At 72.7% G+C, this 13739-nt stretch carries 15 protein-coding genes; 4 read left to right on the plus strand and 11 right to left on the minus strand.

Annotated elements, in window-relative coordinates:
- Positions 1-10: 10 nt before the first annotated feature.
- The 10 genes from pheS to Q1B24_RS18820 form a co-directional block, all read right to left on the minus strand.
- Entirely contained in the window at positions 11-1108 is a 1098-nt protein-coding gene (pheS, locus tag Q1B24_RS18775) for a phenylalanine--tRNA ligase subunit alpha (protein WP_299931545.1), read from the minus strand.
- Positions 1109-1261: 153 nt separating this feature from the next.
- On the minus strand, positions 1262-3847 hold the full coding sequence (locus Q1B24_RS18780; RefSeq protein WP_299931546.1) for a DUF4153 domain-containing protein: 2586 nt from the start codon (positions 3845-3847) through the stop codon (positions 1262-1264).
- Between the two features lie 61 nt (positions 3848-3908).
- Positions 3909-4631, minus strand: a complete 723-nt coding sequence (locus Q1B24_RS18785) for a response regulator transcription factor (RefSeq protein ID WP_299931547.1) — start codon at positions 4629-4631, stop codon at positions 3909-3911.
- A 74-nt stretch (positions 4632-4705) separates the two neighbouring features.
- On the minus strand, positions 4706-5794 hold the full coding sequence (locus Q1B24_RS18790) for an ATP-binding protein (protein ID WP_299931548.1): 1089 nt from the start codon (positions 5792-5794) through the stop codon (positions 4706-4708).
- A gap of 23 nt (positions 5795-5817) precedes the next feature.
- Positions 5818-6096: a DUF4031 domain-containing protein gene (locus tag Q1B24_RS18795; protein WP_299931549.1), complete on the minus strand. Its 279-nt coding sequence runs from the start codon at positions 6094-6096 to the stop codon at positions 5818-5820.
- Positions 6093-6827, minus strand: coding sequence for an RNA methyltransferase (locus Q1B24_RS18800; protein WP_299931550.1), 735 nt, complete (start codon positions 6825-6827; stop codon positions 6093-6095). The genes Q1B24_RS18795 and Q1B24_RS18800 overlap by 4 nt, the downstream gene beginning before the upstream one ends.
- Positions 6828-6880: 53 nt before the next feature.
- Positions 6881-7267, minus strand: coding sequence for a 50S ribosomal protein L20 (gene rplT / locus Q1B24_RS18805; protein ID WP_090971165.1), 387 nt, complete (start codon positions 7265-7267; stop codon positions 6881-6883).
- A gap of 74 nt (positions 7268-7341) precedes the next feature.
- Complete coding sequence (locus Q1B24_RS18810) at positions 7342-7554, minus strand: 50S ribosomal protein L35 (RefSeq protein WP_090971167.1); 213 nt, start codon at positions 7552-7554, stop codon at positions 7342-7344.
- A 127-nt stretch (positions 7555-7681) separates the two neighbouring features.
- Positions 7682-8419: a translation initiation factor IF-3 gene (gene infC, locus Q1B24_RS18815; protein WP_366916551.1), complete on the minus strand. Its 738-nt coding sequence runs from the start codon at positions 8417-8419 to the stop codon at positions 7682-7684.
- A gap of 249 nt (positions 8420-8668) precedes the next feature.
- Complete coding sequence (locus Q1B24_RS18820) at positions 8669-9199, minus strand: SseB family protein (protein ID WP_299931552.1); 531 nt, start codon at positions 9197-9199, stop codon at positions 8669-8671.
- Between the two features lie 46 nt (positions 9200-9245).
- Here Q1B24_RS18820 and Q1B24_RS18825 point away from each other — a divergent pair, with 46 nt between their 5' ends.
- From Q1B24_RS18825 to Q1B24_RS18840, 4 genes are read left to right on the plus strand one after another with little or no spacing between them, the layout of a single operon-like run.
- On the plus strand, positions 9246-9701 hold the full coding sequence (locus tag Q1B24_RS18825; RefSeq protein ID WP_299931553.1) for a hypothetical protein: 456 nt from the start codon (positions 9246-9248) through the stop codon (positions 9699-9701).
- Positions 9698-10915, plus strand: a complete 1218-nt coding sequence (locus Q1B24_RS18830; RefSeq protein ID WP_299931554.1) for an amino acid deaminase/aldolase — start codon at positions 9698-9700, stop codon at positions 10913-10915. The genes Q1B24_RS18825 and Q1B24_RS18830 overlap by 4 nt, the downstream gene beginning before the upstream one ends.
- Positions 10905-11483: a 4-amino-4-deoxy-L-arabinose transferase gene (locus tag Q1B24_RS18835; protein ID WP_299931555.1), complete on the plus strand. Its 579-nt coding sequence runs from the start codon at positions 10905-10907 to the stop codon at positions 11481-11483. Before Q1B24_RS18830 ends, Q1B24_RS18835 begins: the two co-directional genes overlap by 11 nt.
- A gap of 29 nt (positions 11484-11512) precedes the next feature.
- Positions 11513-12418 (plus strand): aldose 1-epimerase family protein, encoded by a 906-nt coding sequence (locus Q1B24_RS18840; RefSeq protein ID WP_299931556.1) that lies wholly within the window; start codon positions 11513-11515, stop codon positions 12416-12418.
- A gap of 16 nt (positions 12419-12434) precedes the next feature.
- Here the strand turns inward: Q1B24_RS18840 and Q1B24_RS18845 are convergent, their stop codons facing one another.
- Positions 12435-13730, minus strand: a complete 1296-nt coding sequence (locus tag Q1B24_RS18845; protein WP_299931557.1) for an esterase-like activity of phytase family protein — start codon at positions 13728-13730, stop codon at positions 12435-12437.
- Between the last annotated feature and the right edge of the window lie 9 nt (positions 13731-13739).

Genomic DNA, 13739 nt, shown 5'->3' on the forward strand with positions numbered 1-13739 from the left:
TTCTCCCCTCTCAGATCTCGGTGCCGAACGCGCTGCTGAACCGGACGTCGCCCTCGAAGAGCGGACGCAGGTCCTCCAGGTCGTGGCGGAACATGAACGAACGGTCGATGCCCATGCCGAAGGCGAAGCCGCTGTAGACCTCCGGGTCGACGCCGCAGGCCACCAGGACGCGGGGGTTGACCACGCCGCAGCCGCCCCACTCGATCCAGCCCTCGCCACGGCAGGTGCGGCAGGACTGCGGCTCGATGTTGCGGCATACGAAGCACTTCACGTCGACCTCGGCCGACGGCTCGGTGAACGGGAAGTAGGACGGCCGGAACCGCGTCGTGATGTCGTCACCGAAGAGCTGCGACGCGAAGTGGTCGAGGGTGCCCTTGAGGTGGGCCATGGTGATGCCCTTGTCGACCACGAGGCCCTCGACCTGGTGGAACATCGGCGAGTGCGTCGCGTCGTACTCGTCGGTGCGGAACACGCGTCCCGGGCACACGACGTAGATCGGTGGCGTGCGGGTGAGCATGGTGCGGGCCTGGACGGGCGAGGTCTGGGTGCGCAGCACGACGTGGTCCTCGGCCGGCTCGGTCCAGAAGGTGTCCTGCATGGTGCGGGCGGGGTGATCGGGACCGAGGTTGAGGGCGTCGAAGTTGAGCCACTCGGCCTCGACGACCGGGCCCTCGGCGATCTCGTAGCCCATGGCGACGAACAGGTCGGCGATCAGCTCGGACTGCAGCGTGAGGGGGTGCCGTCCACCGCGGCGGCGGCGGGTCGTGGGCAGGGAGACGTCGACCGTCTCCTCGGCCAGCATCCGCTCCTCGTGCTCGGCCTCGAGCACGGTCTGCCGGGCGGCGATCGCCCGGTTGACCGCGCCGCGGGCCTGGCCGACGCGCTGGCCGGCCTCCTTGCGGGCCTGCGGAGGCAGTGCTCCGATCTCGCGGTTGGCGAGGGCGAGCGGCGAACGGTCGCCGGCGTGGTCGAGCCTGACCTGCTTGAGGGCGTCGAGGTCGGCGGCGGCGGCGATCGCGGCGAGGGCCGCCTCACGCATCGCCTCGACCTGGTCGGCCTTGAGCGGGGTCACTTCGACGGGGTCGTAGTCGGTGTTGGGGCCGGACATGGCTCTCTCTCGCGCGGCGACAGCAGTTCGCCGCAGTCTAGAAGTGGATGAGCGTCGGGTCGGACGGGGACTCCCCGGACCCGGTGACGTCAGCTGCCCGACAGACCAGGTCCGGGGCGCAGAAATCGCAGGCTCGTGTCCACGGTGAGGATGTTACTCCCCGTACGCCGCCCAGACGTCCGCGCACTCGTCGGCCGGACCGGGGCGCACCGCGTCGAGGTCGAGGTCGGTCACGGCGTCGCTCGCCCGCGAACGGCCCAGGTTCCACGCCCGGGCGTCCTCGAGCACCTTTGGAGCCAGCGAGTTGGAGGGCAGGTCCTGCAGCACGCAGGCCGCGACGTCCTGCGGGAGCCGCTCGACGATCACGGGCGCCGCGTCGGCGGACAGGGTCTGCAGGTAGCGAAGATCGAGGTCGCCGGTCGCCTCGTAGCGGTCGAGGTTCCGTTCCGCGACCCAGGCATCGGGATTGATCGCAGCGAGCCCGATGAGCGCCACCGCACCCGAGGCGAGCGCGACGCGCGGCAGCCAGCGACCGCGGCCCAGTGCACCCGCGGCCATGATCGCCAGCACGACGAAGCCGAGCCAGCCCTCGAAGACGTCGACGAACAGGCGCAGCGTGGTGAAGCCGTAGGCGTCCTGGTAGACCGACATCCCACGCAGCGCGGACGCGACCACCAGCAGCGTGAGGGTGCAGAGCAGGCCGAGCGAGCCGAAGAGCCAGCGACGGTCTCCTGCATCGTCCCCGGCCCGGCGCGCCGCGATCCACACGACCAGCACCGTGAGCGCGGTGGCGAGGGTGAGCTGGCCGAAACCCTGGTGGACGTAGTCGGCATAGGTGAGGCCCGTCGTGGCCTCGATGTAGTCGCGGCCGCCGACCAGCGCGCGCGCCTGGGCGGCGATGAAGGCGACGAACACGGCGTCGACGACCAGCACCGGCACCAGCCACTCGAAGCGGTTGGCGAGTGCGGTCGGGCGCCGCCCGCCCAGCACCTCGACGTCGGCCGGGTTGAGCGCGAGGTAGGCGGCGCCCAGGGTCGCGGCGAAGACGAAGCACGCCACGAACGCGCGGCCAACGAGGTCGTTGAAGGTCAGGTTGGGCACGAGCTGGTCGACCCAGGACCCGAAGACGGGATTGGCGCTGGCGAAGATCGTGCCGAAGACCGCGAGGCCGAGCAGCGACCACCCCGTCGTACGCACCACGGCCGGGGTGCGCGAGCCGGTCCCGGCGATCCGCAGGGACCGGCCGAACCACGGCAGGCCACGCAGCGACGCGAGCGGCCACGCCACCCCGGACAGCAGGATGCCGGGCATCGTGCGGGCGCCGGTGACGCCGCAGAGGAACACTGCTCCCGCGACGACGAGGCCGAGCATCTGCACCCACCAGGCGTCGAGCAGGGTCATCGGAAGGACGAGCAGCACAGCCAGCCCGGCACACAGCAGCGTCCAGCGCTCGCGGCGCCGGCGGGCGGTCGCCAGGGCGGCCGCTCCGCAGGTCAGCGCGACGAGCGTCCACGTGATCCCGACAGCGGTGAACGACAGGGCGATCCCGGCGACGATCCCGGCTGCCGCCGCGGCAGCCACGGTCCGGAGCCCGTGCGGGCCGCCCCGGTCCGGCCAGAACCGGCCGAACAGGCCGTCCAGCCCGGGCTGCTGGCCGCCGGGTGCCACGGACGCCGTGGCGCCCCCGGGCTGCGGGACGGGCGCGGTGGTCGTGGGCATCTCACGCTCCTCGGAGGTGGCGGGCGTCGGCGTCGCGGGGACCTCGAGGCGGAGGCGGGCGCCGTTCCCGGCCTCGGGGTCGAGGAAGCGGAGCGTCCCCCCGTGGAGCTGCGCCACCCACCGCGCGACGGCGAGGCCGAGGCCCGTGCCGCCGGCACCGTCGGTGCCGAAGCGCTCGAAGACGCGCTCGCGGTCCTCGGGCGCCACTCCCACGCCGGCGTCGACGACCTCGAGCCACCACGCGCCGTCGGCGCTCCCGGCGGCACTCCCAGCGGTGATGCGCACGGGCGTCTCGGCGGGTGCGTGGCGCGCGGCGTTGTCCACCACGTTGACGAGCAGCTGGCGCAGCCTGGCCGGGTCGCCGGCCACCACGAGGTCCTCGTCGATCTCGACCGCGACGTCGGTGGCCCTGCCGGTGGCGCGCACCTGGGCGACGGAGTCCTCGACGAGCGCGCCCAGCGCCACGTCCTGCCGATCGAGGTCGACCACGCCGGCCTCGAGCCGGGAGAGCTGGAGCAGGTCCTCGACCAACCGACCCAGGCGCTCCGCCTCCTCGAGCGCGGCGGCGAGGTGCTGGGGGTCGGCCGGCACCACCTCGTCGGCGAGGTTCTCGAGCAGCGCGGTCATGGCCGTGAGCGGCGTACGCAGCTCGTGGGAGACCGTGGCGATGAGGTCGCGGCGCTCGCGGTCGACCGTCGCGAGGTCGTCGGCCATCCGGTTGAAGGCGGTGGCCAGCTGACCGACCTCGTCGGTCGCGGACGTGCGCACCCGTCCGGTGTAGTCGCCGCGCGCCATGGCCCGCGACACCTCCGTCATCCGACGCAGCGGGGCGACCATGCCGGCGGCGAGCAGCTGGGTGACCCCGAGCGCCAGCGCGACGCTCACCGGCAGCACCAGCAGGGCCGGGACGTCCGCGGCCGAGCCGAGGAGCGTGAGCAGGACCGCGGTGACGACCGAGGCGACCACCAGCAGCCCGAGCTTGGCCTTCAGGCTGGAGACGGAGTCGAGCCAGGCGCTCACTCGGGGCCCCCGCGGCGTTGTTCGGGGGAGCGCAGCGGCGGAGAAGAACGGCGTGGGGTCTTCATCCGAGGTCCTCGAGGGCGTAGCCGACGCCGTGGACCGTGCGGATGCGCGCGGCCCCCACCTTGCTGCGCAGGGCCTTGACGTGGCTGTCCACGGTGCGGGTCGCGCTGGCGCTCGCCCAGGCGTCGCCCCAGTCCCAGACCTCGCGCAGCAGCCGCTCGCGGCTGAGGACCTGACCGGGCGTCCGGGCCAGGCACAGCAGCAGGTCGAACTCGGTGGGGGTCAGGTGCACGGCCTCCCCGGCGACCGTCGTACGCCGGGAGCCGGGGTCGATGCGCACGCCGCCCACCTCGATGGTGGCGGGCCGCTCGTCTGCCAGCGCCGCCGCCCGCTCGACGCGTCGCAGCAGCGCGGAGACCCGGGCGACCACCTCGCGCATCGAGAACGGCTTGGTGAGGTAGTCGTCGGCGCCGACGCCCAGGCCCACGAGCACGTCGGCCTCGTCGTCGCGTGCGGTGAGCATCAGCACCGGCACGGGCCGCGCGGCCTGGATCCGGCGACACACCTCGAGGCCGTCGAACCCCGGCAGCATCACGTCCAGCAGCACGACGTCCGGCCTCACCGCTGCCGCCGCCTCGACCGCGGAGGGCCCGTCGAAGGCCTGCTCGACGGTGTAGCCCTCGGCGCGCAGCCGCTGGGCGAGGGCGTCATTGATGGTGCGCTCGTCCTCCACCACCAGGGCGGTCCTCTGCCGGGACGCGGGGCTCGTGCGGGAGGTCATGCCACGACCCTAGGAGCGCAGGTGGGTCGGGGGCGGGGACGACTCGTGAAGGTTGTGTGGAGGTCGGCGCCCGCTCACTCCGGGCGCAGGTCCTCGCGCGGCCAGTCGACCATGACGCGCGCGCCACCACCGGGGGCGTCGTCGATGGTCACCCAGCCGCCGTGCGCCCGAGACAGGCCTCCGACGATGTACATGCCGAGACCGCTGCCGCCGGAGTCGCCGGTGGTCCAGAACTTCGTGAAGACCCGCCGGCGCAGCTCGACCGGGATGCCGTCCCCCTCGTCGTCCACCGTGATGCGGACGCCGTCGAGGTCCTCGGACCGGGCGAGCCGGACCCGGACCTGGCCCAGGCCGTGGCGGACGGCGTTCTCGACGAGGTTGGTGACGACCTGGGTGAACTTGTCGGGATCGGCGAAGACCTCGGGCAGGTCGGGCTCGACCTCGAGGCTGATGCCGCGCGCGGTCCCGGCCTCGATGGAGTCGACGACCCGGCGCACGAGCACCTCCGCCGAGACCTCGCGCGGGTACAGCTGGAGCCGGCCGGTGTCGATCCGCGCCACGTCGAGGAGCTCGGCGATCAGCCGGGAGAGCCGGTCGGCGTCGGCGTTGACCGTGGTGAGCATCAGCTTGCGCTGGTCGTCGCTCAGCTTGTCCCAGCGGTTGAGCAGCGCCTGCACGAAGCCCTTGACGCCCGTCAGGGGCGAGCGCAGCTCGTGCGCGACGGTGGCGACGAGGTCGGAGCGCTCGCGGTCGAGCCGTGCCCGGCCGCGACCGCTCCGCAGGCCGATCGCGATGCCGACGATCCGGCCGAAGGGCTCCTCGCGCACCAACCGCGCCGTGGTGAGGACCTCGTCGCCGGAGGCGTTGAGCCACGCCTGCTCCGGCGCACCGCGCGTGATCGAGATGGCGTCGAAGGGGCGGTTCACGTCGAGCCAGGTGCGACCGTCCTGGTCGAGCAGCCGCAGCACGTCGGGCAGGGGCAGGCCGAGCGCCTGCTCGGCGTCGACGCCCAGCAGCGCCGCGCCCTGGGCGTTGAGGATCGTCACCACGCCCTCGCGGCTGGCACCCAGGATGCCGTCGGGGTAGAAGTCGGCGAGGGTACGCAGCCGGCTCGGACGGGCGGAGTCCACCCGGTGGCGCGGGGCGTAGTCGTCGTCTGACACGCCCCGAACCCTAGTCGTCGCGCCTACCGCTCCGACCGGTCCCGCGCCGCCGCCTTGGGCCGGCGCAGGCCCGCCTCGCGCAGCGCCACGACGAGCTCGCGCGACGAGACCGGGAGGGCGCCGGCGGCCACCAGGGCGTCGTACGCGTCCGCGGGGACGTCGTAGTGGTCGCGGTCCCAGCCGCGAGCAGGAATGCCGTGGGCGGCGGCGAACGCGTGCACCTCGTCGTAGGACGTGTCGCTGGCCAGGTGCGACCACAGCCGGTCCCAGCGCGGCACGGCGGGCGGGTCGATGAGGATCATGTCCGGGACCGCTGGGCGCGCGCGCTGGCGTAGAGGCACACCGCGGCGGCCGTGGACAGGTTGAGGCTCTCGGCCCGGCCGTGGATCGGGATGGCGACGCGGTGGTCGGCCAGGGCGGCCAGCTCCTCGGGCAGACCCCAGGCCTCGTTGCCGAAGAGCCAGGCCGTCGGCCCGCCGAGGTCGGCGTCGAACAGGTCCACCTCGCCGGCCCCGTCGGCGGCCAGGACCGTCAGGCCACGCGCCTGGGCGGCCCGCACGGCCGCAACCGGGTCGGGCTCCACCGCGACGGGCAGGTGGAAGAGGCTCCCGACGGTCGCGCGCACGGTCTTCGGGTTGTAGGCGTCGACCGACTGGCCGGCCAGCACGACCGCGTCGGCGCCGGCCGCGTCCGCCGTACGGATCACGGTGCCGGCGTTGCCGGGGTCCCGGACGTCGGCGCAGATCGCCACCAACCGGGCCGAGGCCCGCAGGACGTGCTCGAGCGGCGCGTCGAGGTGCCGGCACACGGCGACCACGCCGGCCGGCGAGACCGAGTCCGACAGCGAGGCGAGCGCCCGGTCGTCGACCAGGGTGACCGGCACCGTGGCGAACAGGTCGGCGTGCTGCTCGACCGCGAGCGGTGTCGCGAAGACCTCCACGACGCACCCGGCGACGGACAGCGCCCCCTCGACGGCCTTCGGGCCGTCAGCGAGGAAGAGCCGCCGCTCGGTGCGTACCGAACGGCGGCTCAACTTGCGAGCCTCCTTGACGCGAGCGTTGCTCGCGGCGAGGGGCATCACGTCGTTCAGGCGGAGACCTTGGGCGCGTTGACGTCCTCGGGCAGCGCGGCCTTGGCGGCCTCGACGAGCGCGGCGAAGGCCGGCGCGTCGTTGACGGCGAGCTCGGCGAGGATCTTGCGGTCGACCTCGATGCCGGCCAGGCCGAGGCCCTGGATGAAGCGGTTGTAGGTCATCCCGTTGGCGCGGGCCGCAGCGTTGATGCGCTGGATCCAGAGCTTGCGGAAGTTGCCCTTGTTCTTGCGCCGGTCGTTGTAGCTGTAGACCAGGGAGTGGGTGACCTGCTCCTTGGCCTTGCGGTAGAGGCGCGAGCGCTGGCCGCGGTAACCGCTGGCGCGCTCGAGGGTGGTACGACGCTTCTTCTGGGCGTTCACTGCGCGCTTGACGCGTGCCATGGTGCTACTCCTTGTTGCAGGGGAAAGTCAGACGGACGGCGGCTGAGCCACCGGGGTGGTGCGGTGGGTGAGGCTCAGATGCCGAGCATCTTCTTGGCGCGTGCGACGTCGCCCTTCTCGAGCTCGACCATGCCGGCGTTGCGGCGGTGCTTCTTGCGGCTGCCGGTGGTCGGCGCGGACGCGAACGCAGCGCCGGACTTGCGGCCCGCCTGCAGACGCATGATCTTGCCCGAGCCGGTCACCTTGAAGCGCTTCTTCGCGCCCGAGTGGGTCTTGTTCTTCGGCATGTGTCTGCCTCAACTTCCTTGTGCGTGATGGTTCGGGGGGTGGTGCTGGTGCTTCTGGTTGAACGAGCGTGCTCGGGTCGTTCTCACGGCTTCGCCGCGACGTGCTCGATCGAGCCCTTCGCTTCGCTCAGGCCTCGATCTCAGGATCGAGGTTCTCGGAGCGGCGGCGCTCCTTCTTCTGGGCAACCGGGCCGGCGGCGTGGGCCGCCTCGCGCTCGGCGTCCTCCTCGGCCTTGCGGTCCGCACGTGCCTGCTCCTTGGTGGCGCGGGCGGCGTCGGCGTCGATCTTGGCGTCGGCCTTCTTCTTGTGCGGGCCGAGGACCATGGTCATGTTGCGCCCGTCCTGCTTGGGCGAGGACTCGACGAAGCCGAGCTCCTGGACGTCCTCGGCCAGCTTCTGCAGCAGCCGGAAGCCCAGCTCGGGGCGGTGCTGCTCGCGACCGCGGAACATGATCGTGATCTTGACCTTGTCGCCGGCACCCAGGAACCGCACGACGTGACCCTTCTTGGTCTCGTAGTCGTGCTTGTCGATCTTGGGACGAAGCTTCATCTCCTTGATGATCACGTTCGTCTGGTTGCGGCGCGACTCGCGGGCCTTCTGGGCGTTCTCGTACTTGAACTTGCCGTAGTCCATGAGCTTGCAGACCGGGGGGCGTCCCTGGGGAGCGATCTCGACGAGGTCGAGGTCGGCCTCCACGGCCAGCTTGAGTGCCTGGTCGGTCGGCACGATGCCAACGGTCTCGCCGTTGGGTCCTACGAGCCGGACCTCGGGTACGCGGATCCGGTCGTTGATGCGCAGCTCGGTGCTGATGGGTCCTCCAGTGGTTCGGGTGGGTGGGAGTCCCTGTCGCACCGACTCATGCACGGCCGGAAATGGACGAAGGCTCCCGCTGTTGCCAAGCGGGAGCCAGTCACGACACGTCTCCCCTCTCGGGGAAACTGAGGTGTCCACCTCCGTCCTGCGACGGTGGTGGCTCTGGACCGGGACCCGACGATCTGTGGTGCTGGGCGATCGGTGCGGGTGGGAGACGGGTGGTGCGTGCCTCCGCTTGGCGGGATCAGTGGCACCGTGAAGCGTGGTGTCACTGATCGGTCAACACAGAAGGTTAGCGGATCATTCCGCCGAGGGGCCAATCCAGCCGTGGCCGCCCGAGCCGTCGCCGATCGCCACCAGCCGCCAGCCGGCAGCGAGCCGCGTGAGGTCGTCACCGTCGACGACGTACGTCTCGGGGCCCGCCAGGTCGACCAGCAGCGCCTCGGCGCCGTCCTGGATGGCCGCGGTGGCCGCCGTCGCCGCAGGAACGGGGACCGGGCGCGCCTCGGGGTCCCACCGGGCCATCGAGGCGGTCGAGGTGAAAGCGAGGAGGCCCTTGCTGCCGTCGGCGGCCTGCACCAGGACGGCCGCCATGTCGGAGGTCTTGTCATGGGCGAGGCCGTGCTCGTCGACCTCCACCTCACCCAGCACCGCGACCACCGGCACCAGCAGGCGCGCGTCCTGCAGGAGCGTGAGCACCGCACCGGAGGTCGTGGCACCCGTCGCGTGGGCGGCCAGCGCGTGGGCGAGCCGCGGATCGGCGTCCCCCGCGTCGTCGGCGAACCCCGGGTCGGGGATGGTGCGCTCGTGGGAATCATCGTCGTGGGCCACGGCTCCATCCTCTCCCGGGCGTGGTGCGCTGTGGGAGTCTGGGGACGTGGAAGGGACTACCTGGGCAGCACTGACCGCAGCGCTCACCGTGGCGGGCGCCATCTGGACGTGGATCGCGTTCCGCCGTCGAGGAGCGGCCAACGGCCTCCGCGCCATGGGCTTCACGCTGCTCCCGGCAGCGGCGTGGCTGACCGGGACGTTGGAGATGGTCACCGAGATCGCAGGCTCCGTCACCGACTGGGCGACCACCCTCGTGTTCGACGTACGCACGTGGGTGGGCGTCGGGCTCGCCGGGCTGGCCGTCGTGCTGTGGTTCGTCAGCGGCATCATCCGGGACCGCCAGCTCGCCCGCGCCCAGGCCACGGGCCAGGCCGGCACGTCGGGCGAGCGTGACGCGCTGCCGGAGGCCTCCTCCACCCGGACCGGTCCGACCTCGCGCGCAGCCGTGGACGACGAGATGGCCGACATCGAGGCGCTGCTGCGCAGACGAGGCATCGAGTGAGCGACCGGCTCGTCGACCGCAACCGCCTGTGGTCGCGCCTCGACGCCGCCGTGGCCGGCCTGCCCGAACCGCCGTCGACACCGATCGCGGTCGTCGACCTCGACGCCTTCGACGCCAACGCCGACGACCTCGTGCGCCGCGCAGGGGGCAAGCCGATCCGCGTCGCGTCCAAGTCCCTGCGGGTGCCGGCGCTGCTCGAGCGGGCGCTGGCGCACGACGGGTTCGCCGGCGTGCTGGCCTACACCCTCGCCGAGGCGCTGTGGCTGCACGAGACCGGCATCAGCGACGACATCGTCGTGGCCTACCCCACGGTCGACGTGGCGGCCCTGCGACGTCTCACCTCGTCACCCTCGGCAGCGGCCGCGATCACGCTCATGGTGGACGACCCGGCCCACCTCGACGTCGTGGACTCGACGCGCTCCTCGCCCGTGGTGCCGGTCCGGGTCGCGCTCGACGTCGACGCCGGGCTCCGGTTCGGCGGGCAGCACGTGGGACCCAAGCGCTCGCCGCTCTTCGACACCGCCGACGTCCTCGCGACCGCGCGGCGGGTCGTGGACCGTGACGGCTTCCGGCTCGTCGGCGTGATGACGTACGAGGGCCAGGTCGCCGGCGTCCAGGACTCGGTGCCCGACCAGCGCGCCCGCTCCCGCGTCGTACGACGTCTCAAGAAGGCGTCGATGTCCCAGCTCGCGGTGCGTCGCCGCGAGATCGCCGAGGCGCTCGCCGAGGTCGTGTCGCTCGAGTTCTGGAACGGTGGCGGGTCAGGATCGGTCGAGGCCACGGCCGCCGATGCCGCGGTCACCGAGATCGCCGCCGGCTCGGGCCTGCTGGTGCCGGGCATCTTCGACCACTACGCGTCGTTCGAGCCCCGCCCGGCGGCGTACTTCGGGCTGCGGGTGACGCGCAAGCCGACCCCGGAGATGGCCACCGTCCACGGCGGCGGCCTCATCGCGAGCGGCGCCACCGGCGCGGACCGCTCCCCCGTCCCGTGGGCACCACCCGGGTTGCACCTGACGGGCCTCGAGGGCGCCGGTGAGGTGCAGACCCCGCTGACCGGGCACCCGGCAGCACTGTTGAGGATCGGCGACCTCGCGTGGTTCCGCCACGCCAAGTCGGGTGAGCTCTTCGAGCACGTCCGCGACGTGCACCTCGTGCGCGGGGAGACCGTCACCGAGGTCGTGCCGTCCTACCGCGGCTGCGACCGTGCCTTCTGAGGCCCTCCCCGACCCCCACGCAGACACCTGCGCCGTCGCCGGCGAGGTCGCCGAGCGGGTGCTGGCCGCTCCGCCGACGCTCGGCAGCGGCCGGCTGGTGTGCGTCGACGGCCCCGCCGGTTCGGGGAAGACCACGTTCGCGGCTGCCCTCGCCGCCTTCGCTCCTGGGGCCCATGTCGTCCACTGCGACGAGCTGCTGCACGGCTGGCGCGGGCTGCCCGGCCTCGCCCGCACGGTCCAGGAGCTGCTCGAGCCGCTGTCCCGCGGCGAGCGGGGCCGGTGGAGGCGCTGGGACTGGGCCGCCGACGACTGGGCCGAGACGCACCCCGTCGAGCCGGGCGGCCTGCTCGTGCTGGAGGGCGTGGGCTGCTGGTCACCGGCGATCGCGCCCCTCGTCGGCGTCCTGGTCTGGGTCGAGGCCGAGTCGTCGCTCCGACTGCGACGCGGCATGGCGCGCGACGGCGAGCAGATGCGCCCGCAGTGGGAGCAGTGGCGGATCGACGAGGACGCGCTGTTCGCCCGGCTCGGGACCCGCTCACGCGCCGACAGGGTGGTCGTCACCGGCTGACGCGGCGGGCGATGTCTAGGGTGGCCGCCATGGTGTTTCCCAGCGGCGACCAGTACGAGATCTCGGCGGCGGGATACACCGCGGTCGTCACCGAGGGCGGGGCGGCGCTGCGCGTCCTCCGGCACCACGGACGCGACCTGGTGCACGGCTTCGCGGAGACCGGGATGTCCACCGGCGGGAGGGGCCAGCTGCTGATGCCGTGGCCCAACCGGATCCGCGACGGTCGCTACTCCTTCGGCGGGCAGGACCTCCAGCTCGGCCTCACCGACCCGCGCACCGGGAACGCCTCGCACGGACTCGCGCGCTGGGCGCCGTGGACCGTGGAGGAGCACACCGCGACCTCGGTGTCGCTGGTCCACCGCCTGATGGCGCAGACCGGCTACCCGTGGGCGCTGGACCTCCACGTGCTCTACGACCTGTCGGCGGACGGCCTCGTCGTCACCCAGACCGCCACCAACCTCGCGGCGGATCCCGCGCCCTACGCCAGCGGGGCGCATCCCTACCTGTGCGTCGGCGACTCGATCGAGGACCTCGAGCTGACGCTGCCGGCCCGGGCCCGCCTGGTGCTCGACGAGCGCCAGCTCCCGACCGGCGTCGAGCCCGTCCCCGACGACCTCGACTTCACCTCCGGGCGCCGCATCGGCGACCGGGCGCTGGACCACGGCTTCGGCGACCTGCAGCACGTCGAGGGACGGGCCCGGGTGACGCTCGTCGACCCGTCGGGCGGACGGGGCGTCGCACTCTGGGTCGACGAGCACCACCCGTGGCTGCAGGTGTTCACGCCGCCTGCCGACGGACGACGTCCCGCCCTCGCGGTCGAGCCGATGACGGCGCCGGCCGATGCGTTCAACTCCGGCACGGACCTCACGACTCTCGCCCCGGCCGGCACCGCCGGCGACGAGCTGTCCGCGCAGTGGGGCATCCACGCGCTCTGACGGACCTCCGCGGCGGTCAGCCCCGAGGCAGCAGCTTGCGATCGACGCGTAGCGGCTCGGGGAGGGTGATCTCGATGTACTCGTTCTGGTCGGGGGTCGAGGCCGAGCGGCCCCCCGCCGCCGGGAAGTTGTTGTCGTTCATCACCGCCAGGGTGCGGGCGTCGAGGACCTCGACGTCCTCGATGGTGAAGAACGGGAAGGTGAACGGGTCGCCGTGCGGTGACAGGCCGGCCGGGTTGGCGAGGTCCATCAGGTCGACGAGCAGCTCCTTCTCCACCCATCCGTCGTCGTCGCGGTCGCGCAGGTCGACGAGGAAGAGTCGCTTGAACACCGCAGTGTCGCCCTGGCCGTTGTCGCGCTCGATCACGATGGCCTGGTGCTGGTTGACCTGGATGACGTCACCGAGCGCGTGCGCCGGGCTGTCCATGCGGTAGCGGAGGAAGCCGTCCTTGAAGGCCCCCCTGCGGACGGTGTAGATCCGGAGGGCGTCCGCCATGCCCGCGGCCCGGTCCTCGTCGGTCGCTCCCTCGAGCATCGGGCGCAGCACCTTGCCGTTCGGGCTGATCGTCATGCCCTCGAAGCCCTTCGAGCTCGGCAGGTTGGGGGTCGCGTCGCCCAGGGTCGGGTTCGACGGGCTCCGTACTCCCGGCGTGGGGATCGGCGGCTCGAGCAGGCGGCCGCCGGCGTCGAAGTGCAGCACGTACGGACCGAACTCCTCACCCACCCAGAGCGTGCCGTCGGGGGCGACCTGGAGCGACTCGGGGTCGAAGTCCCAGCCGGTCAGCTTCCGGTCGGGAGTCGGACAGGTGTAGCCGGGCGGCAGCGACGCCGCCGACGCGCACCCGCCGTCGCGCCACGTCGTCCACGGGATCAGGCGGTCGGGGTCGCTGAACGTCAGCACCGTGCTGTCGTACGACGTCTCGCCGGAGCCGTCGACGTCATCGGTCTCCGGGGTGATGCGATGCATCGCGAGCAGGAAGTCCGCGCTGTTCGCCTTGGCGCCGAACCCGTTGTCGGACAGGACGAGGAAGGAGCCGTCGGCGAGCGCGTGCGTCCCGGAGAAGCCCTGGACCGGCTGGCCCGGGTAGGGCGCGGGGACCGCCGCGTTGCCGGTGGTCCAGTGGCCGCTGGGCTCGCTGCTGGGCACGTACGTCGTGGCGGGCAGGACGGACCAGGCGGCCAGCACCGGGACGTCGGGGCCGGCCGGGCGGCCGGGCTTCCCGCCGTGGGCGGCTGCGGGGGCGAGGGCCGGGACGAGCGTGGTGGCGGCGAGGAGTGCCGCGAGCGCCGAGGCGCGGTGTCCGAGGGTCATGTGCCGAGC

The sequence above is a fragment of the uncultured Nocardioides sp. genome, from assembly GCF_947488025.1.
In the GTDB taxonomy this organism is placed as follows: domain Bacteria; phylum Actinomycetota; class Actinomycetes; order Propionibacteriales; family Nocardioidaceae; genus Nocardioides.

Coding starts and splice junctions, on each gene's coding strand:
- rplT (WP_090971165.1), bottom strand. CDS start 7,267: ATGGCACGCGTCAAGCGCGCAGTGAACGCCCAGAAGAAGCGTCGTACC.
- Q1B24_RS18785 (WP_299931547.1), bottom strand. CDS start 4,631: ATGACCTCCCGCACGAGCCCCGCGTCCCGGCAGAGGACCGCCCTGGTG.
- pheS (WP_299931545.1), bottom strand. CDS start 1,108: ATGTCCGGCCCCAACACCGACTACGACCCCGTCGAAGTGACCCCGCTC.
- Q1B24_RS18795 (WP_299931549.1), bottom strand. CDS start 6,096: ATGATCCTCATCGACCCGCCCGCCGTGCCGCGCTGGGACCGGCTGTGG.
- Q1B24_RS18810 (WP_090971167.1), bottom strand. CDS start 7,554: ATGCCGAAGAACAAGACCCACTCGGGCGCGAAGAAGCGCTTCAAGGTG.
- Q1B24_RS18845 (WP_299931557.1), bottom strand. CDS start 13,730: ATGACCCTCGGACACCGCGCCTCGGCGCTCGCGGCACTCCTCGCCGCC.
- Q1B24_RS18840 (WP_299931556.1), top strand. CDS start 11,513: ATGGTGTTTCCCAGCGGCGACCAGTACGAGATCTCGGCGGCGGGATAC.